The sequence below is a fragment of the Prosthecochloris marina genome, from assembly GCF_003182595.1.
In the GTDB taxonomy this organism is placed as follows: domain Bacteria; phylum Bacteroidota; class Chlorobiia; order Chlorobiales; family Chlorobiaceae; genus Prosthecochloris; species Prosthecochloris marina.
The window spans coordinates 171,385-191,486 of record NZ_PDNZ01000005.1 but is presented as its reverse complement, the minus strand read 5'-3'; the positions used below and the strand labels follow the sequence as shown (position 1 = coordinate 191,486).

14 protein-coding genes and 1 riboswitch are annotated in these 20,102 nt (G+C 46.1%); of the genes, 3 read left to right on the top strand and 11 right to left on the bottom strand.

Going from position 1 to position 20,102, the window contains the following annotated elements; genetic code table 11:
* Positions 1–96: 96 nt before the first annotated feature.
* Both CR164_RS08610 and CR164_RS08605 read right to left on the bottom strand, forming a co-directional pair.
* On the bottom strand, positions 97–1,185 hold the full coding sequence (locus CR164_RS08610) for a glycosyltransferase family 4 protein (protein ID WP_110023538.1): 1,089 nt from the start codon (positions 1,183–1,185) through the stop codon (positions 97–99).
* Entirely contained in the window at positions 1,145–3,574 is a 2,430-nt protein-coding gene (locus tag CR164_RS08605; protein WP_110023536.1) for a glycoside hydrolase family 65 protein, read from the bottom strand. Before CR164_RS08605 ends, CR164_RS08610 begins: the two co-directional genes overlap by 41 nt.
* Before the next feature lie 448 nt (positions 3,575–4,022).
* Between CR164_RS08605 and CR164_RS08600 the strand changes: the two genes are divergently transcribed.
* A complete protein-coding gene (locus CR164_RS08600; RefSeq protein WP_110023534.1) occupies positions 4,023–5,225 on the top strand; it encodes a leucine-rich repeat domain-containing protein in 1,203 nt (400 codons plus the stop codon).
* A gap of 230 nt (positions 5,226–5,455) precedes the next feature.
* Here the strand turns inward: CR164_RS08600 and CR164_RS08595 are convergent, their stop codons facing one another.
* The 4 genes from CR164_RS08595 to CR164_RS08580 form a co-directional block, all read right to left on the bottom strand.
* Positions 5,456–7,009, bottom strand: a complete 1,554-nt coding sequence (locus CR164_RS08595) for a sodium ion-translocating decarboxylase subunit beta (protein WP_110023533.1) — start codon at positions 7,007–7,009, stop codon at positions 5,456–5,458.
* A 94-nt stretch (positions 7,010–7,103) separates the two neighbouring features.
* A complete protein-coding gene (locus CR164_RS08590; RefSeq protein ID WP_110023531.1) occupies positions 7,104–8,927 on the bottom strand; it encodes a biotin/lipoyl-containing protein in 1,824 nt (607 codons plus the stop codon).
* 57 nt (positions 8,928–8,984) lie between these two features.
* Positions 8,985–9,260: an OadG family protein gene (locus tag CR164_RS08585; protein ID WP_110023529.1), complete on the bottom strand. Its 276-nt coding sequence runs from the start codon at positions 9,258–9,260 to the stop codon at positions 8,985–8,987.
* Between the two features lie 59 nt (positions 9,261–9,319).
* Positions 9,320–9,787 carry a universal stress protein gene (locus CR164_RS08580; protein WP_110023527.1) on the bottom strand — a complete coding sequence of 156 codons (468 nt, stop codon included), beginning with the start codon at positions 9,785–9,787 and terminating at the stop codon, positions 9,320–9,322.
* 185 nt (positions 9,788–9,972) lie between these two features.
* On the opposite strand from CR164_RS08580, the gene CR164_RS08575 reads away from it, so the two are divergent.
* Positions 9,973–11,571, top strand: a complete 1,599-nt coding sequence (locus CR164_RS08575; RefSeq protein ID WP_239994513.1) for a bifunctional aminoglycoside phosphotransferase/ATP-binding protein — start codon at positions 9,973–9,975, stop codon at positions 11,569–11,571.
* On the opposite strand, the gene CR164_RS08570 is transcribed toward CR164_RS08575, so the two are convergent.
* The 3 genes from CR164_RS08570 to CR164_RS08560 all read right to left on the bottom strand — a co-directional run bounded on the left by CR164_RS08570 (position 11,568) and on the right by CR164_RS08560 (position 15,059).
* On the bottom strand, positions 11,568–12,443 hold the full coding sequence (locus CR164_RS08570; RefSeq protein WP_110023525.1) for a VIT1/CCC1 transporter family protein: 876 nt from the start codon (positions 12,441–12,443) through the stop codon (positions 11,568–11,570). The two genes, CR164_RS08575 and CR164_RS08570, sit on opposite strands and share 4 nt — an antisense overlap.
* Positions 12,444–12,481: 38 nt before the next feature.
* Complete coding sequence (htpG, locus tag CR164_RS08565; protein WP_110023524.1) at positions 12,482–14,368, bottom strand: molecular chaperone HtpG; 1,887 nt, start codon at positions 14,366–14,368, stop codon at positions 12,482–12,484.
* Between the two features lie 172 nt (positions 14,369–14,540).
* Positions 14,541–15,059 (bottom strand): KdsC family phosphatase, encoded by a 519-nt coding sequence (locus CR164_RS08560; RefSeq protein ID WP_110023522.1) that lies wholly within the window; start codon positions 15,057–15,059, stop codon positions 14,541–14,543.
* 417 nt (positions 15,060–15,476) lie between these two features.
* On the opposite strand from CR164_RS08560, the gene modD reads away from it, so the two are divergent.
* Positions 15,477–16,325 (top strand): ModD protein, encoded by an 849-nt coding sequence (gene modD, locus CR164_RS08555; protein WP_110023520.1) that lies wholly within the window; start codon positions 15,477–15,479, stop codon positions 16,323–16,325.
* Positions 16,326–16,463: 138 nt separating this feature from the next.
* Here the strand turns inward: modD and CR164_RS08550 are convergent, their stop codons facing one another.
* Both CR164_RS08550 and CR164_RS08545 read right to left on the bottom strand, forming a co-directional pair.
* Entirely contained in the window at positions 16,464–17,216 is a 753-nt protein-coding gene (locus CR164_RS08550) for an anaerobic ribonucleoside-triphosphate reductase activating protein (protein WP_110023519.1), read from the bottom strand.
* A complete protein-coding gene (locus tag CR164_RS08545; protein WP_110023518.1) occupies positions 17,213–19,417 on the bottom strand; it encodes a ribonucleoside triphosphate reductase in 2,205 nt (734 codons plus the stop codon). The genes CR164_RS08550 and CR164_RS08545 overlap by 4 nt, the downstream gene beginning before the upstream one ends.
* 170 nt (positions 19,418–19,587) lie before the next feature.
* A riboswitch (cobalamin riboswitch) is annotated at positions 19,588–19,775 on the bottom strand.
* Positions 19,776–20,102 lie beyond the last annotated feature (327 nt).

Below are 20,102 nucleotides of genomic sequence, written 5' to 3'. Positions count from 1 at the left end.
AAATTAGCCGCCCCGAAAAAAACCTCTTTCTCAACAAAACACTACAGCAAGCGGCTCCTTTACAGGCACTGCAGTATAACATTTTCAAATTATTTATCAACCAGACGAAACCACTCTCCGAGAGAGGGGAAGAACTCTTTGCCGTGTTCGATGTTGGTGCAAACGGTAATAAATTCTTTCATAACCATCAACCATTAATTTATGGCTGAAACGTTTTTCAAAATCATTTCTACAGGCTTTTCTTTTGATTTTTTCTATACCGTACACTGCTTGCTTGAAATCATCTTCCGTGCTGCAAACATATCCTGTCTTACCGTGTTTTATGATTTCAGGCGATGAACCACAGCGCCTTACTATAACCGGAGTGCCGCACGCAAGAGCTTCTATCATAACAAGTCCGAAGGGTTCCGGCCAATTTATTGTGTTGAGCAACGCTTTGGCATTTTTCAAAAGCTTTATTTTTTCACCCTCCATAACCTCGCCAACGTATTCAATGAGAGGATCGTCCAGCATGGGCCTGATATATTCGTTGAAATAATCCGTTTCCAACGGATCGACTTTCGCGGCAATTTTCAGACGAATACCGCAAGCCTTCGCAAGACGAATTGCCTGATCAGGTGCTTTTTCAGGAGAAAAACGTCCCAGATAAAGAAAGTAATCAGATGGCGATTCATTGAAAGGAAAACATTTTGGAGGATAACCATGGTATACCGTTCCTGCCCAATTGACGTTTGGTACCGGAAAACGCTGAGCATTGCTGATAGAAACGTAATTCAAGTCCGTGTATATCTGTAACATTCTGACAAGGACAGGCATATCGAGGCGGCCATGCAGCGTAAGCACTGTTGGAGTCACGGAGGTTGCCGCAAACGGGAAAGTAAAGAAATCCACATGCGAATGAATGATGTCAAACTCATGGCTTTTCTCATGGTATACATGTGCAAGTTCAAGCAAGGAGCTGACAACATTTGCAGCTTGCTTTCCATCGAGCCGCAGTCCCCGTTCAACCAGTGAATAAAGTTTCGCCGATGTCCGGGAGTCACCGGAGGCAAAAAGAGTAACGTCATGTCCCCGCTCGACCAGCTCTTCGGTAAGGGAATAGACAACTCTTTCAGTTCCACCATATTTGACTGGCGGAACACTTTCAATCAACGGCGCTATTTGCGCAATGCGAAGGGGTTTCATCACATCCTCCAGATTTTACACACAGAATCGGGTCATAGTTGAACGTGTATAGCTTGTTTGTAGAAATAGTAAAGCACCTACCCCAAAATGTACACGGCACCGGAATCTCGACATCGGCTTCAATAAACACCGAAACATTATCATGACATATTTCAAGTCGGATGACACGATCCCTCCAGTGAACTTTGAATAACAGGCGTCTCCACCTTTTCGGCAACCAGGGTCTCAGCACAATCCGGTCCGACTTGAGTGTCAACCCACCGAAACCTCTTACAACTGTTTGCCATGTACCGCCTACTGCAGCTCCATGAATTCCCAGCTCGGTATTGCCGTGCAAATCTTCCAAATCGACCAATGCTGTCCTCATGAAATACCGATATGCATGCTGCCGGTTTCCAACAGCAAGCCCGACCATCGCGTGGGAACAATGACTGAGGGATGATTTGTGCAACGCTCTTTTTTCGTAGAAGTCGTAATTGACCCGCTTGACTTCGTCACTGAAAGCATGAGGAAAAAGCAAAAACATCATCAGCACATCCGCCTGCTTTATCAATCGTGTCTTGTTGATATTTCGATAGGTAATCCCCTGGGGAAGTACCGGCCCGCCCTTGCGGTCGTGACGCGTTATCACATAATCTTTCAGGTCGAAATAACCATCGAACTGCTCGATGAGTCCGGAACAACAATCGATGTTGAATTTAAGCCTGTCACTGATATCCATCCACTGACTGACCTCTGTTTGCTGCAGATTGAGTTGCCTGCACAATGCTGAAAACTCCTCAATGTCACGGCGGCCAAAATATTCGAACAGGATTGCGGCAAGCCTTAAATGCCATTTCACAAGGAAGTTGGTATAAACATTGTTATCCACATGCTCATGAAATTCGTCTGGACCGATAACTGTCTTGATTTCAAATACTTCACCTGATGCAACAACACGACTCGCCCAGAAGCGAGCAGTTTGAAAGACCATTTCAAGAGCATAATCAAGCAAAAAATCTTCATCCCCTGTTACCCTGAAGTACTGCTCTACAGCATAAATGACATCCGATACGATATGATCCTCTTCTGCACCGGTATAGATGAGGCGTATTGTTCTTTCAAGTTTCGATGCAAACCTTGGGGTGACATCTTCTCCGGTCGTAGCGGTTTCCCAGCCGTATTTCGCCCCCTTGTAACCGGCACGCTCTGCATTCGTTATCGCCCCGGGCAGCGTTTCATAACGGTACATGAGCATGTTTTTCGCTATGTCGGGAAAATTGTAAAGATAGAATGGAAAAATAAAGATTTCGGTATCCCAGAAAACATGCCCGAGATATCCTTCCGAACTGAGAAATTTCGCCCCTATACTCCCTCTCTGCCTCGGACCGTTTATCAGAAGCTGATACATGTTATAACGTATGGCCTGCTGCGCACTACGGTCCCCGTCTATGACGATATCGGCCTGCTGCCAAGACTTTTCCCAAAGTTTGATATGACTGGCGATTTCCCTGTAAGCACCGTTACGAAGATAGGATTTCAAGCCACAGATAGTCCCGTTGAACATCCGCTCTTCGGGAATCTCCCTGCTTGTATAGACCACCGCATATTTCTCAAACTCATAGGAAAAACCTTTTTTCACATCCAATATCATCTCACTGGTAAACTTCTCTCCGTAGATTCTTGGCTCCCATGTGACAGAAGTTCCTCCTTGATCGACCATTCGCCATGATGCTGCATTGGAAATACGGATCCCGTGCTCTCTTGTTTTCATTTCCAGATACATAAGATCGCGTCCGCGTTCGATACGTTCGAGGTGAAGGTGCTTGAGTTGTTCCCCGGGGAAAAAACCACGGTTAAGAACGTCCCCATTCAGGCCGCTTAGTACCCGGATCTTACCTGAAAAGTTTTCCGGCACAATCTTGACCCTCATATACCCCCAGTGTACCTTGTGCAAAAAAACAAGCTTTGTTGTCGCAAACGTTACAATTTTACCGTTGGGGAGACGGAACCTTGATTTCCGATGGAGGATCCCTTTTCTCATGTCGAGCATCTGCTCGTGACGGATCACCTTGCAATCCGGCAGGGAGACTTTCAATCCATCGATCCACAACGAAACATCGGTCCAAACAGGACATTTGACCAACTCCTCAACGTCCGCTTCGGACCCGTCATATATTCCATTGATATACATTCCCCTGTAACTGCCGGGCGGCAGTTCTTCCAGGCTACCTCTGATGTTGAGATAACCGTTACCGATTGTCATCAACGTTTCGTTGACCTGTAACCGTTTGGGACGGCTGCTGTACCCGCTTCTTCGTAAAAGCCACCGCTTCGGTGAAAGGTCGAGCAGCGAAACAGGATCTTCCCTAAAACGGTTATCACGAACATCGTCGCTTTGCGTGTTCATAAGTTCTCCAGATGCTCAAGTCTGAAAAAAATACCGGTAACCGCATGTTTTAACGGGGGATATTGCCACTAAAGAAGCGAAAAGTATACAACTGGAAGCATGAAACTTTCCGTTCTTTCCGTGTTTAGTTATAACAAAGATACATTACCTCATCGTTCCCATAGTCAACTCCGGTTTTTGTACCTTTTTCATATCGCTCCGAGAAACAAAGCAACGGATAAAAAACATTTTCAATCATCATATCCCGGCACCTTCGAAATACAAACCGAAATATCCCGGCAAACCGGGAAACGAGCATTCCGACTCCAACAGGTTGGAACCTGCAATACAATTTGGGAACATGACAAATTAATAGAGTCGCCCTGACCATATGGTTCATTCATTTTTTTCTTATAATTAGGGCTGAGTGTAACTGATTTGCTTTACAACTTTAACATCTACCCAGACTTTGAAACAGCATATATACAACAACTGCCCTGTCTGCAACTACCCGTTGACCGAACAAAGCGCTGTCTGTCCACGGTGCGGTAACGATATTCTTCAGGACATTTCATCCCTTGACGAGCAATCACAGGAAAAACACCTCAAAATTCTCGAGGAAAAAAAGGCGGATTGGTACACCCGATGCGTGGTCGACAAACTGAATTGCTGCGAAATGCAGACACCGACACCAAGTAATGATGAAGACTTTACCTGCCATGTCACTGCAGAAAGAGGAGGAAAACTGATCGATGCACCTGTTTTTTCACTACCTCGAAAACAGCTTCTCCAGGATCGTTCAAAACGGCAGGAATGGTGGAACAAACTGAACGCCGACTGGAAAGAAGTGGTAAAAGCAACGCTCAAGCTATCCGATAATCCCTCTGACCAGGAGTTGCTTGAGTTTTTCAATGTCACACATCTAAGGTGTGACAACCGTAGAGTGCACAGTCTTGCGCCATTACGCGTTTTGGAAAAATTGCAACAGTTGCGCTGTGACGAATCACCGATTGAAAGCCTCGAACCGCTGAAAGATCTCAGAGCATTACAGCGACTTTATGCATTCGACTGCGACTTTTCCTCACTAGAACCTCTCAGTGACGTGACAAGTCTCAAACTGCTTTGGATATCCAGCACAGAGGTAAGTAGTCTCGATCCTATTGAAAATCTCGTCAACCTTGAAGAACTTTACTGTTCAGAAACACCGGTAAGCGATCTTTCACCGATTTCCGGATTGACCGAATTGGAAAAAATCAGCTGTTACAAAACCAACGTTTCTTCAATCAAGCCTCTTGAGAAACTTGAAAATCTTATAGAACTCGGTTTCAACAATACGCGCATCGAGGATCTCTCACCACTCAGCGACTTGGAAAATCTTGAATATATCCGTTTTAGCCGAACCGCTATCGACACTCTCGAACCCCTATCCGGGCTTATAAATCTCAGAGAACTGAGTTTCAATCAAACCTTGATAAATTCACTGGACCCTCTTGCAGGACTACCGGAACTTGAAGAAATTTCTTTCGCAAACACAGGAGTCACTTCGATCGAACCTCTGATGCATCTCGAGCATCTTGAGAAAATAGAGTTGTCAGCAGGTCAGATTGTCAGCGAAGAACTTGAACAGTTCCTCGAACTCCATCCCGACTGTGAAATCATATTGAAGAAATGAACAAGGGCAAGCTTTGGTTATGGCACCCAGTCCCACTAACGTCATGCCAGATTAACCTTGAACCTCCGGAAAAGACCTGTGAAATAATTGTTTTGGATTTCACGGGTCAGGCCCGAAAATGACAAGAAAAAAGGGATCAGATCCGAGCATAATTACTAACGATCACCTGACCAAAATACGAGAGGCTGCCCTTTTGTGACAGCCTCTTTTTGATAATGCCGGATATCCCTCTACAGAAAGACCGAAAGCAGAATTCCTGCAGCAACCGCAGAACCGATTACACCGGCGACATTGGGCCCCATTGCGTGCATAAGAAGAAAATTGTGTGGGTCGGATTCGAGCCCCACCCTGTTTGAAACCCGAGCAGCCATGGGTACGGCAGAAACCCCTGCCGAACCGATCAGAGGATTGATTTTCTGCTTAAGAAAGATGTTCATGAACTTGGCCATAATCACTCCGGAAGATGTGCCGAAAGAAAAAGCGATAAGACCGAGCACGATGATGCCGAGCGTTTCAAGGTTCAGAAACTTTTCGGCAGAGAGCTTGCTGCCCACTCCGAGTCCGAGAAAAATTGTCACGATGTTGATCAAGGCATTCTGGGTCGTGTCACTCAAACGATCTACGACACCGCACTCCTTCATAAGGTTACCGAACATGAGAAAACCGATAAGGGGAGCTGCGGAAGGCAGAAGCAATGCACAGAGAATAATGACGATAACCGGAAAAAGAATCTTTTCGCGTTTCGATACATAGCGGAGTTGGCTCATCTTGATCGCACGTTCAGCTTCACTGGTAAACAGCTTCATGATAGGAGGCTGTATAATCGGCACCAGCGCCATATAGGAGTATGCCGCCACGGCAATACTACCGAGAAGTTGTGGACTGAGCCTCGATGCAAGAAAAATAGACGTCGGACCGTCCGCTCCTCCGATGATACCTATTGAAGCTGCATCCTTCATTGAAAACTCGATACCGGGAACATACTGGGAAAGCAGAAGTGCGCCAATCAACGTCGAAAAAATACCGAACTGTGCAGCTGCTCCAAGAAGGGCAGTCTTGGGATTGGCAATCATCGGACCGAAATCAGTCATTGCTCCCACGCCCATAAAAATAATCAACGGAAATACACCGGTCTCGATGCCTACATCGTACACATAACGCAGAACTCCACCCTCATCATTGATGTAGGCCAGCGGTATGTTTGAAAGAACCGCTCCCATACCGATAGGAATAAGCAGCAAAGGCTCAAATCCTTTGGCAATCCCCAGGTAAATGAGCAGAGCACCTACACTGATCATCAACAAACGACCAAAACCCTCCGTCCAGTTCAGGCTGTTATCGTTGATCAATGCATAAATACCCGTACTTTCTACAAGATTTCCGAAAACCTTCCCTATTGACAAGCCTTCAGTGGTGCTTTCCGATCCCTTTGCACTGACAAGTAATGGCTGTTTTTCGATCCTGAGCAGCTCCGTCCCTTGAGGGATATGAGTATACTTGGAATAAAGCTCAGGGTGGATATAGATCAAACGTCCGGTTACACCTGAAGATACCGTTATTTTGTTGTGCTCTTTATCGGCAAACAGTCCAAGAAAATCACCAACATGAACCTCGTCCCCTACCCGAAAAGTACGGCTGTCTTTGACAGGCACCTTGACAAGTTCGAGCTCCATCGGAGCTTGAAGCGTCACAACTCCCGCCTCGTTTTCGGTAAAGAAATCTTCAGCACGAGCCGTTGTGCCGAAAAAAACTATCGACAGCAGCACAAGAATGAACGTACGCATAAATTTTTTCGATAAACCGTTAAACAGTTAAGAATCATGGTCTTTGCCTGCCTCCCGAAAAGAGACAGGCGTTTTCACGTTATCAGCTCTCCACTTATGCGATAAACATGAGCGAATCACCTGTAGCGACCGTATCACCAGGGGACACTTCAATGGAAACAACAGTACCGGATTTTGGCGCTTTAACCGGAGACTCCATCTTCATAGCCTCGATGATAAGAACATCGTCACCTTCATTGACGCTCTCTCCGACTTCGACTTCGATTGCAACGACGTTTCCAGGCATTGCAGCTTCAACCGGAACGCCCTCCTTGGCAGGCTCCGTTGAAACCGGGGCTGCTGCAGGGGTAACAGCCTGAACAGCTCCGCTCCCCTCCGCAACCGTCACATTATATGCCTTTCCATCAACGGTAACCGTATAGTTGCCCGAAGAAGAAGACAACTTCGGAGGTGACAGTTCACCCTTTGCAGAAGCCTTCGGTGCCTGCTTGGCCGCAGCTTCAGCCTCGACATCCTTTTTATATCGAATCCCGAGCGGTGCATCACCTTTGAGAAACGCAATTCCTTTCGCTCCACAGGTTGCCGAAATGAAAATATTCTCATCGGTTACAGGAAGACCTTCTTTCTCGAGAATCTTCTTGTTGTACCCGATACCGAGTTCGGGATTTCGGTCATTTATATCATGAACATCTTCGGTCGTCGGCTCGAGCTCGAGCTGTTCCGATGCAAGCTTTACAATTTCCGGGTCAGGCTCGGCCGGTGTCTTCCCGAAATAGCCAAGCACCATTTTACCATAGCTTTCAGTGATTTTTTTCCATTTCCCTTGTACGGTATTGGCGAAAGCCTGCTGGAAATAAAACTGTGAAACAGGTGTTACCGAAGATCCAAAACCTCCTTTGGCAACGACTTCACGCATGTTCCTGATAACCTCGGGGAAAAGGTGTAGCGAATTGTTATCGCGCATCATCTGCGTATTTGCAGTCAATGCCCCACCCGGCATGGGAGAAAACGGGATCAGAGGATTGACCTCCGTCGCTTCAGGAGGCATATAATATTTATCCATCTGGTCGATAAACATCGCCTCAACCTCTATGATCTTCTCATGGTCGATATCCAGAGTGTAATCGGTTCCGCGAAGACGGTGCCACATTGTCAAAAGATCGACTTCAGCCGTACCTCCGCTCACCGGAGCCATGGACAGATCAATAATATCTGCGCCGGCCTCGATTGCCGCGAAGTTACAGGCAACCCCCATCCCGGCAGTATCGTGAGTGTGAAACTGAATAACCGTCTCCGGTGGAAGTATTTTCCGAGCTCCCTTTATAGAGTCGAAAACTATTCTTGGAGTTGTCGTTCCAGAAGCATCCTTGAATGCAACACTGTCGAACGGTATCCCGGCATCGAGAATTTCCTTGAGTCTGTCGAGGTAAAACTGCGGTGTATGACAGTATTCCTCACTCAGGCCGGGCGGGAGCCCCATTAAAGCGATAACAACCTGGTGTTTCACGCCCGCATTATGAATACACTGGCCCGAATAAGCAAGATTACGAACATCCATCAACGCATCGAAATTCCGAATGGTTGTGATCCCGTGTTTTTTGAACATTTTAGCATGAAGATCGATGATATCACGTGACTGTGAAACCAATCCCACAACGTTTGCCCCTCTAGAAAGAGTTTGAAGATTGATATCCGGCCCAACAACCTTTCTGGCAGCATCCATCATATCAAATGCATCTTCCTGGCAATAAAAATACAAGCTCTGGAAACGGGCACCTCCCCCGATCTCAAAGTTATCTGTACCTGCATCAACAGCTGCCTGAAGCACCGGCAGAAAATCATCGGTTTTTACCCTTGCCCCGTAACAGGACTGAAACCCGTCACGAAAGGACACATCCATAAACTTTATCTTTTTCATGAGCCTTTCTTTTCGTGATTCGTAATAATTATTGGTTAGAAAGTAATCGACACGATGTCACCGGTTTCTGTGAGCATGAACCGCTGCAGAAATTACTGCCGTAATTCTGCCAGGATCTTCTCCCCCTGCTGTAACAGGAGCTGGACCGGGTATCTTTTTTGAATTCTTTTTCTTTCTTTTTGCAGCCTCTGCCTTAAGCAACTGCTGTTCTTCCTGGAAAGCATGATCCTTGAGAAGCCAAGAGAGCCCTGATATCAAAACATTCAAAAGAAGCAGGAAAAGAAAAACCACAACCATTCCCACAACCATCAGAATTAAGCCATCGGTAACCATAAAAATGTGAGGTGTTGATTTTAAGGAGATTATTGCTCAGTGAGAGAAACGATTCATGTTCAAGAGTAATCTTGTACCGCTTTATCGGCGGCATTCTGCTTAACCAGCAAAACCGGAATGTCGAGAGCATGAAACACGGCTTCAGCGACGCTGCCCATCAGAATACGGGTCAGACCGCTTCTACCATGGGAACCCATAATCAGAAGATCTGCCCCCCAAGTATTACTCTGTTCAATAATTTCATCATAAGGATTTCCTCTGAGGATGAGAATATCGGCTGAAAGCCCTTTTTTCTTTTCCTCCATCAAGAGCCTTCTGAACTCTTCGGAAACCACCTCTGTCTTACCGCCCTTTTTCGAGACTCCGTAACTGTAAGCTGTTTTTTCAGCTATGTTTTCAGGTTGCATGATATGAAGAAAACGCACATGAGCACCGACTTTCCTGCCAAGCTCGATTGCATAACGAACTGCTTTATCCGAAGTTTTCGAATAATCGGTAGGGCATAGAATTTTAGACAACTGTATCATGCAGGCTGGATCTTTTTTGTTTTGTTTGCAAACTTGCGCAACAATGAACTATTTCTTTTATCCCTTTTTCTCACGGCCATTAAAGCACAGTTTGTTATTTTAATAAACCTTGAATCTACAATAATTTTTATGATTAAACCAGCTGTTATCCGGCTGAGTCACGAAAAAGAAACACTTGCTGGCATATGCCTGAAAGAGGCCCCAACAAGCATATGATTACCATCGAGCATGCTCTCCGAAGCCCTGCAGCTTATCCTCATCCGGTTGAAGATATTGCTATCGTCGAAACACATATTTCCCTTGTTTTTCTGACAGGCACATATGCTTATAAAATCAAAAAAGCCGTCAACCTCGGATTTCTGGATTTTTCCACGCTTGAAAAACGGAAACACTTCTGCAGTGAAGAACTCAGACGCAACAAAAGGCTGTGCCGCGACATATATCTCGATGTGGTTCCTATCATACAACAAGCCGGCACGGTTACAGTCGGCGGAAAAGGCAGAATTATCGACTATGCAGTAAAAATGATACAGTTCGACCGTGAACTTGAACTGGACACCCTTCTCAAACAGGATAAAATCACAAACAGGCAGATAGCACAGATAAGCCGAATCGTCGCTGCATTCCACGATTCGACTCCCGTCGCCGGACCCGATACCCCTTATGGCCGTCCCGATATTCTCATCAAACCGATACATGACAATTTTATCGAAGCCGAACGTCTGAACAAGGATCAACAGGAACAAAAGCTGCTTGACAAACTGAAACAATGGACAGAAGCCGAATACAAGCGACTCACGCCGCAGTTCGTCTCCCGGAAATCCAAAGGAGCGATAAGAGAGTGCCATGGTGACATGCATACCGGAAATATGGTACTCTGGAAAGGGAGGGTAATGATTTTCGACTGTATCGAATTCAATCCGTTTCTCAGCACGATCGATGTTTTCAGTGAAATAGCGTTTTTGGTCATGGACCTGGAGCACAGCAACCATCAGGAACATGCATCGAGCTTTCTCAACGGCTACCTTTCACTGACCGGAGATTACAACGGGCTTGCTCTTTTAAGATTCTACAAAACTTACAGGGCGATGGTGCGAGCAAAAGTAACTGCCATACGCCATCTTCAGGAAAAAAATCACCGGGAAAAAGAAAAAACACTTGCCGAACACCGATCCTATATTTCGACAGCACTTTCCTATATCTCACCTGCACCTTTTGGACTGATCCTTACCTGCGGAGTTTCCGGAAGCGGCAAAACCACCGTTGCAAAGAAACTTGTATCACGGATACCAGCCATACATGTCCGTTCGGATATTGAAAGAAAAAGACTTTTCGGACTCAAACCCCTCGAAAAAAGCGACCCGGAAAAAAACAAGGCGATGTACTCAGCTCAAAGCTCGAAGCGAACATATGCGAGACTACACAGCATAGCCGGAACATGTCTGGAGAACAATTACCCGGTTATCATCGATGCAACGTTTCTGTATGAAGATGAAAGGAAACGTTTCATCAGTTTAGGAGAACAAAACAATGTTCCCGTTGTCATCCTTCATTGCCATGCCCCTGAAAAACTTCTCGAAAAGCGAATCGGTAACCGACAGTCTGCAGGCAACGATCCGTCGGAAGCTGATAACACCGTACTCAAGCAACAGATCAGGCGCTTTTTGCCATTATCAGCCTCGGAACAGCATATAACAGTCACCATCGACACGTCATCCCCCTCATCGATAGAGGCTGGCATTGCAGAAACAATGCGTCGAATACAGGGGAAAAATGCAGGTTAGCTTTCCACTCCAAAAACCGCCCTTACTACCATACCGGCAAGAAAACTCAGTACCGTTACACCGGAACTGAGCGCAACCATCTCCATGAACCTGCTCTTAAACGGCAGATCCTTTGCAACCGAAACATAAAAGTTAAAGAAGGCGATAATACAGATGGACACCACGAATGCGGTACCGAGAGCGATATAAAGAGAGGAAACGACAAAAAAAGGCGTGATGAGCAGAATGACCGTTGCGATATAAGCCATTCCTGTGTAGAATGCCGCTTTCATGGGGTTTTTCGTTCCCGGTTCGGCTTTTGTTGAAAGATACTCCGAAGCAGCCATGGACAATGCAGCCGCAAAACCGGTAATGATCCCGGTGAGAGCGACAAAACGTGAATTTTGGAGAGCGAATGTCAAACCGGCCAATACGCCCATAAGCTCGACCAGAGCATCATTGAGCCCAAGAACAACCGACCCCGTATATTTGAGGCGATCTTCATCGAGAAGCGCAATAAGCGCCTGCTCATGCTCCTCTTCATCACTGATAATGCCTTGTAACTCCGTGAAAGAAGTAGGTAAACTGCCATAGATATCGCCCGCATTTTTTTCGGCTTTCTCCATTAGCTTTACGCCGAAAGTCAAACCTAAAAGGGAACTGACCATGGTAAAAAACCAGATTCTCATCGTACTTGGCTTTACCTCCTGCCGGGTATACCCCTTCAAAACATTGTAATGACGAAGTTCATCGTCTGCGATCTGGGCAAGTACCCGCCTGTTTTTCACGCCGCTCACGTTTGAGGCGAGACGTTTGTAAATATAATGCTCGGTCAGCTCGCTTTTCTGAAGAGCAAGAATTTGAGAAGGTTTGACTTCTTTTAAGTTTTTCACTTTGCTGGATTTATTGTCGCCTATGTTGAAAAAGCAGTTCAGGCTTTTGCCTGTTTCGTAGCCGCTTCGATGATATCATTCATTCTCGAAACAAACTCTGCGGTACGTTCCAGATTGCCCTCGAGCAACAGAGCTCCTTCATAAAGCTGATTCATGGTTGTACGAATAATCGGATCGTTTTCGTTGAGCATACAAAGACCCGCCAGGTTTTTAATAACCGCATGGGAAGGGTTTATCTCCAGCACCTTTTTCCCCGACGCTTCCGATTGCTTCATCATTCTCAGCATTTTTTCGATCTGAGGATCCATTGCATCTTTTCCGGAAACCAGCGTGACCGGAGAATTAACCAGGCGATGAGACTCGATCACATCTTCCACCTTGTCTCCAAGAGCTTCCTTGAAAATCTTGAGAACGGGCTCGATCATGTTTTTACTGAGAGCCTCCTTTTCCTCATCTTCTCCGGCTTTGAAGTCGATATCTGCTTTTTCGATGGATTTGAGAGGTTTTTTGTCATACTCGTTAATCGAAGGAATGACAAAAACATCGACCGGATCCACCAGAAGCAGCACCTCAATTCCTTTTTTACGAAAATATTCCAGATTCGGGTTTGACAACATCTGCTGCCGGTTATCACCCGACAGATAATAGATCTCCTTTTGGTCCTCAACCATGCGATCGACATACTCCCGAAGGGTTACAAATTCCCCCTCTTCGGTCGTAGTACTCTCGAACCGAAGAAGCTCGATAAGCTTATCGCGATTGGTAAAGTCCGTATTGAGTCCGATCTTGACCACCGGACCGAATGCCTTGTAAAACTGACGGAACTTTTCCTTGTGATCCTGTGCGAGAGACTCGAACCAACCAATGATCTTGGTGGTAAGGATCTGACGGATTTTCGCCATGACCGGGCTGTTCTGAACAACTTCACGCGATACGTTCAGCGGAAGATCTTCGGTCTCTACAACACCCTTTACAAAACGAAGGTACTCGGGGAGCAGATCTTTGCACTCATGCTGGATCATAACCTTTCTGACATAAAGCTGCGGTCCATGATTCTCGAGAGCTCCCTGCTGGTAAAGCATATCCATCGGTGCTTCTTTGGGAAGAAAGAGCAATGCCTTGAAATTAACAACCCCTTCCAGAGAAAGATGGAGATAATCCAACGGCTCCTGATAGTCAACCGAGATAAACTTGTAGAACTCATTGACCTCTTCTTCTTTGAGATCACTTTTCGGCCGCTGCCAGAGCGCCGTAATACTGTTGACTTTCTTGTTATCGAGATAGATCGGGAAATCAACAAAATTGGAATACTTCCTGATGATGTTTTCAACCCGGAACGCTTCGGCAAACTCTTTGGCATCTTCCTTGAGAGTGAAAGATATTTTTGTACCCCGTTTTTCCCGGTCAATCGTTTCGATCGTGTAGGTTCCCTCACCTGAAGAGCACCATCTGCACCCCTGAGAATCTTCGGTTTTCGTCTCGACAGTAACCTCATCGGTAACCATGAAAACAGAATAAAAACCAACGCCAAACTGCCCGATAAGGTTGGCGTCGATACCACTTTTGTCCGGTTGCTGCTCTTTTAAAGCCTGCAGGAACCCAAGTGTGCCGGACTTGGCAACTGTCCCGAGATTGGCGATCAGTTCATCTTCGCTCATTCCGGTACCATTGTCCTCGATAATAAATGTGCGCTCTTTTTCATCGAGCGTAATGGTAATTTTCAGCTCTTCGCCCTCGCCCTCTGCCTTGTTTTCCGTCAATTGATCGAAATGGATTTTATTCAAGGCATCAGAAGCATTGGATATCAATTCTCGAAGAAAAATCTCAGGATGTGTGTACAGCGAATGAACAATAAGGTTCAAAAGCTGTTTCATTTCGGCCTTGTATTCGAACTCCTGTACTTTCTGCTGTTTTTTGTCGCTCATTCTTTTCCGTCTGTTTTCAGTTTTTCGGGGTAAATTATTTTATGCACAGCCCCAAACCAACAGTGCAACCACTGTTATCTGAGAAATTGTGGCTAAAATTAACAGCGGGAATATAATATACCAAACCCTGAACGGCACATTACATTTCCACTTTCTACAAAAAATGATTTTCTCAGGAACGCCTCAGCTGTATCAAGAGTTCGGCAAACTCACGAAATGCACCATCCCCACCATCGGCCTTGCAAATATAGTGAACAACGGGGCGGACAAAACCAGTGGCATCCCCGGGACAAGCCGTCAACCCTGACGCTGCAACTGCATCCATGATCTCGAAATCGTTGACGTCATCCCCCATGTAAGCTATTTCGTCGAGCGCAAGACCATTTTCCGAAAGAACGCTGTTAAGCTTCGAGAGTTTATCCTTGATACCAAGATAAAGATGTTTGATTTTCAGTTTCTCCGCCCTCTTTTTGAGGTTAAGAGAAGTTTCACCTGTCATGATTCCTGTCATTACCCCTACAGCCGCCAATCTCTCAACGCCCATCCCGTCACGTATGGAATAACGCTTTAGCTCTTCTCCTCGCTCGGAATAATACACTCCGTTATCGGTCAGAACACCATCATTGTCGGAGAGCACAAGTCTTATGTTTTTTGCCCGACGCAAAAACTCTTCAGTTGACAACTCTATCATATCCGGTTTCGCTATTTTTTAAACGCTTGCAAACAAGGGATTTAATATATCATTTTAACAACTTATCAAGCAGCGTTCGCCAATTGCCCACAAGTTATCAACATTCCACCAACAGTTGTACAAGTTGCAGAACAAGTCACATGCAACCGATACCGCAAGGCTGCGAAAAAGTCGAGACAAAAAATTAAAGCATTTAAAAAAAATAAGTTAAACACAACAACTTATTCGTATTCTGTATTTTTACAGTTTCACTGAAATCTTTCGAAACCCCACGATATGCAACAACTGTTCCAACTTTCAACACTCGTCGTTGACAAAAGCAAAAAAATTGTACGCAAAAATATCACCAATTTTTCGACGAGGATTATATTGCATCAAACGACAACGAACCATAGCGAACATTAAACATTTCCAAACGTGAATTTCACCCTGAACCTTTCCGATGTCGAGGCACTACTCAGAGAAGATGTCCCCTACTTTGATCTGACAAGCTCTTTGCTCAACCTTTCATCGCAAAACGCCGAAATTCTTTTTGCCCCGAAAGAACCGGTCATAGTATCCGGCAGCGAAGAGGTGGCGAAAATTTTCACCTTGCTCGATGTTGCAACCGAACTGATTGTCGCAAGCGGTCACAAAGCCCTTGCGGGAGAAACCGTATTGAAAGCTTATGGCAACGCGGAACAGCTTCACATGGGTTGGAAAGTCTCTCAGAACATTCTGGAACATTTTTCCGCAATAGCCACAAGGACACGCTCTATGGTTGAAGGAGCGAACCGCAGCGGAAAAAGTGTCGAAATATGCGGCACCCGCAAACATCTGCCCGGCACCAAACATCTTTCGCTCAAAGCACTTTGCTCTGGCGGAGGCTCTCCTCATCGGCTCGGACTTTCCGATTCCATCCTGATATTTTCCAATCACTATGGCCTGCTTGGAGGTTTGAAAAGCTTATGCACCGACCTTCAATCCATAAAAGCACGATGCCCGGAAAAGAAAGTCGCTGTCGAAGTTGAAAGCATCCATGACGCGATCACGGTTGCAGAAGCAGGCGCTGACATCGTACAGCTCGATAAGCTCTCGCACGAGTCGGTCAGGAAAATTGCCGAGATGTTAAAGCAAGGCGGCAATGGAACAACGATTGCTGCAGCTGGAGGAATAAACGACACGAATGCAGAAAAATATGCAGCGGCAGGAGCCGATGTACTTGTCAGTTCCTGGATGTACTTCGGAAAGCCTGCCGACTATAAAGTGGTTATCCGTAAAACCTGAAGGGAGAAAGACCAGGCTCATCCCCGATCGAATGAAAGAAAATGCAGAATAATGATGTAGAGAAGTTTTCTGGGCATAAAAAAACCTGCCCTGATCGATACAGGACAGGCCGAACGGAGAAAAACAACAATCACTACCCTACCTTAAACAAACATTTCCCCCTTTTGGTTCTAATGATTCCATTAATTCTGCAATTTCCTCTCTGCCCAACTTCTTACCGACAACAGCCTGAAGAGTTTTTAACGAGTTGCATTCTTGAAGAAAATAGGGAATACGAACCAGCCGGATGAGCTCAGTAATATCTTTCTCCGTGTGATGCGATCCGAGTAGTGTCGTGCGAATTTCACAATCGATAACGGCCTCATGCAACAAAGCCAACGATCGCTCGACAGCGTCCAACATGGTTTCGGTAAAACATTCACCGCAAACTGAAGCATACTTTTGGTGATCCAGAACGCTCTTAATGTCCATGGCGACATAATCGACAAGCTTTTCACTCATAAGCACCTCCAGCATCTGCGGATTGGTCCCGTTTGTGTCCAGTTTCACTTCCAGCCCCAAAGACTTTATCTGCCGGATGAACTCCGGCAAAGACGGATGCAGAGTAGGTTCTCCACCGGTAATGACAACAGCATCGAGGAAAGAGCTGTTCGACAAAAGCCATGCAAGAATTCCTTTAACCTCGTAAGGCTTCGAATGCCGGAGCAGATCCGGAAGAACGAGTTCCGGATTATGGCAGTAGACACACCGGAAATTACATCCCCTGGTAAAAAGAACCGCGGCCACCCTTCCAGGGTAATCGCTGAAACTCTGCTTGAGAAACCCTCCTATCGGCAAATGGAAACCTTCATTTCCACTTGCCTGCTGCTGAAATGCACTGTTATAACTCATGACGCACAGACCGGAAAACCCCCGTGAGCCCCTTCTTTCTTTCCTGTTGCCTCAGAGGTGACAGTGTGATCGCTGTCAAAAAGCTTGCGATCCCTGAATTCCGCCTGCTTTCCCGCATTCCATTGTTCGACGGGCCTGAGATACCCGACAATACGTGAAAAAACAAGGCACTTCTGCACACTACCCTTTTCACGACAGAACGGACACTCCTGATGCTCGCCGGCCAGATAACCGTGTGAGGGGCAAATGCTGAACGTCGGGGAAAGCGTTATGTAAGGCAGTCGGAATTTCGAGGTTATCTTCCGAACAAGCTGGCGTGCCGATAATGCCGGAAGATGCTGTTCGCCGAGAAAAGCGTGAAAAACGGTTCCCCCCGTATAACGAATCTGCATCTCATCCTGGAGGCGCAGCGCTTCGAACAAATCATCGGTATAGTTGACCGGCAGCTGTGAGGAATTGGTATAGTAAGGTTCTGCACCTTTCTTGCTTGCCTGCTCATTGGCAACGATGATATCGGGATAAACCGCTTTGTTCAACCTTGCAAGACGATAAGAGGTTCCTTCTGCAGGTGTAGCTTCGAGATTGTATATATGGCCGGTTTCCTCTTGAAACGCCACCAGGCGATCACGCATGAAATCCAAGACTCTCAGACTGAACGCCTCACCTTCAGGTTCACCAATCGCACATCCAAGAAAATTGAGACAACACTCGTTCATGCCAAGCAAACCGATGGTCGAGAAATGATTATCCCAGTACCTGCCGTTTTTCCTGTAGAGATTACGCAGGTAAAACTTCGAGTACGGGTAGAGCCCTTGTTCAGTAAGGCGCTCGATCACCTTTCGCTTGATTTCCAGACTGCTTTTGGCAAGCTCCATCACCCTTGAAAGACGTTGAAAAAACTCTTCTTCCGAAGAAGAGAGATAGCCGAGTTCCGGCAGATTGATCGTCACTACACCCACCGAACCGGTCAGCGGGTCGGAACCGAAAAGTCCTCCACCCCTGCTTTGCAGCTCACGTTTGTCAAGACGGAGACGGCAGCACATGCTCCGCACATCATCCGGGTTCATGTCAGAATTCACAAAATTAGAGAAGTATGGAATCCCATACTTTGCCGTCATCTCCCAGATACCTTCGTAGACAGGGTTTTCCCAATCAAAATCCGGAGTGATATTGTACGTGGGAATTGGAAAAGAAAAAACCGAACCGTTTGCATCTCCGTCGAGCATTACCTCGGCAAACGCCCGGTTGAACATATCCATTTCGGCCTGAAAATCACCGTACACCTCATCCTGTAACTCACCCCCGATGATGACCTGACGGTTTTTCATAGGTTTAGGAATCAGAAGATCGAGCGTCACGTTGGTAAACGGAGTCTGAAACCCGACCCTGGTCGGCACATTCATATTGAAAAAGAATTCCTGCAGACACTGTTTCACCTCTACATACTCCAGGTTATCGTAGCGGATAAACGGAGCGAGCCATGTATCGAAACCGGAAAAAGCCTGCGCGCCGGCAGCCTCTCCCTGCATGGTATAGAAAAAATTCACGATCTGCCCGAGGGCGCTCCTGAGATGCTTTGCCGGTGCACTGTTAGTCTGACGCTCCACCCCCCGAAAACCGTTCATTAAAAGATCCTCGAGATCCCAGCCGACACAATACACACTCAACGAACCAAGATCATGAATATGCATTCGCCCTTCCTTGTGAGCCTGTGCGATCTCCGCCGGATAGATCTCATTGAGCCAGTATTGGGAACTGACGATGCTCGAAATATGGTGGTTCAACCCCTGAAGCGAGTAACTCAAGTTGGCATTTTCCTTCACACGCCAATCCTTGAGGTGCAGGTAATCATCGACCAGGTCGATGTTGGCGAAGATCTCTTTCGCCTCTCGCATATTGTGATGCTGAAAACGATAAATAATATATGCCTTGGCTGCATCGAAAGCATGATTTTCAAACAGCACCTTTTCAACGACATCCTGAATCTCTTCGACCGAAGGGGGGTCGAGAGAAACGTTTACCCTAAGTGACTCAACCACCCGGGCACACAGGTCAGCCGCATATTGCCGGTCAGGATTTCCTACAGCTCGAAGAGCCCTGAAAATTGCAAACGTAATTTTATCCTGATCGAAACGAGCAACCCTGCCATCACGTTTGATGATCATCTTAGCGTCATCACATACCATCTTGTTTTCCATCATGAGCACCATTTTTAAAATGTGAAAAAGCCGTTACAGGCATGCTCTCGCGGAAACAAGCGATGGAAGGGATTATCAAGGAGAGAAAGGAAAAAAAGCCAGCCTCATTCCAGTCACATGCTCTTGGACGCGAAAGCATAATCGTTATACCTCTCAGCAACCGGATGGTTGCTGAAAAAATAAGACACAAGACAGGTCTCCTGGCTTTCCCTTTTTCACGGCGCCTTCCCATTCCAGCAAAAGGAACAGTGGCACACTGCCGGAAAACATTTCAACGGGTTTACAGTTGCGCGTCAGCTCACGATTTTCACGTGATTCCCTATTAAACCCCGGTTAAGGGGTATCTTGCCTTATCAAGATTGACGAAAGAACATCTTGTTTGAATGTAAAAATATTGCCGTTGTTGACAAAGATAAAGAAGTCAATTGAAAAAAATGCGATCAGGAATCAGAGGCGAGATTTCTAACGGCAACACATCTTACCCAAAAGAACCGAGCATCGTTCTACAACGATAACACGTTTTTTTTCGAATGATTATGGTGAATTGTTTTTTGGTATCATCGAGGATATTCACTATAAAGATAAATCTTTGACAAAAAGCATCGGTTATCCCCAAAAGCATCATTGGAAGTTTTGACAACAGCACAATATCCAGAATCACTGGTAATACTGTCACCGCCATTCTTGA

Bases quoted from the DNA above. Each gene is read 5' to 3' on its own strand.
- CR164_RS08545 (WP_110023518.1), bottom strand. From the start codon at position 19,417: ATGATGGAAAACAAGATGGTATGTGATGACGCTAAGATGATCATCAAA.
- CR164_RS08590 (WP_110023531.1), bottom strand. From the start codon at position 8,927: ATGAAAAAGATAAAGTTTATGGATGTGTCCTTTCGTGACGGGTTTCAG.
- CR164_RS08610 (WP_110023538.1), bottom strand. From the start codon at position 1,185: ATGAAACCCCTTCGCATTGCGCAAATAGCGCCGTTGATTGAAAGTGTT.
- htpG (WP_110023524.1), bottom strand. From the start codon at position 14,368: ATGAGCGACAAAAAACAGCAGAAAGTACAGGAGTTCGAATACAAGGCC.
- CR164_RS08560 (WP_110023522.1), bottom strand. From the start codon at position 15,059: ATGATAGAGTTGTCAACTGAAGAGTTTTTGCGTCGGGCAAAAAACATA.
- CR164_RS08550 (WP_110023519.1), bottom strand. From the start codon at position 17,216: ATGAGTTATAACAGTGCATTTCAGCAGCAGGCAAGTGGAAATGAAGGT.
- CR164_RS08605 (WP_110023536.1), bottom strand. From the start codon at position 3,574: ATGAACACGCAAAGCGACGATGTTCGTGATAACCGTTTTAGGGAAGAT.
- CR164_RS08585 (WP_110023529.1), bottom strand. From the start codon at position 9,260: ATGGTTACCGATGGCTTAATTCTGATGGTTGTGGGAATGGTTGTGGTT.
- CR164_RS08575 (WP_239994513.1), top strand. From the start codon at position 9,973: ATGCCTGAAAGAGGCCCCAACAAGCATATGATTACCATCGAGCATGCT.
- CR164_RS08595 (WP_110023533.1), bottom strand. From the start codon at position 7,009: ATGCGTACGTTCATTCTTGTGCTGCTGTCGATAGTTTTTTTCGGCACA.
- CR164_RS08580 (WP_110023527.1), bottom strand. From the start codon at position 9,787: ATGATACAGTTGTCTAAAATTCTATGCCCTACCGATTATTCGAAAACT.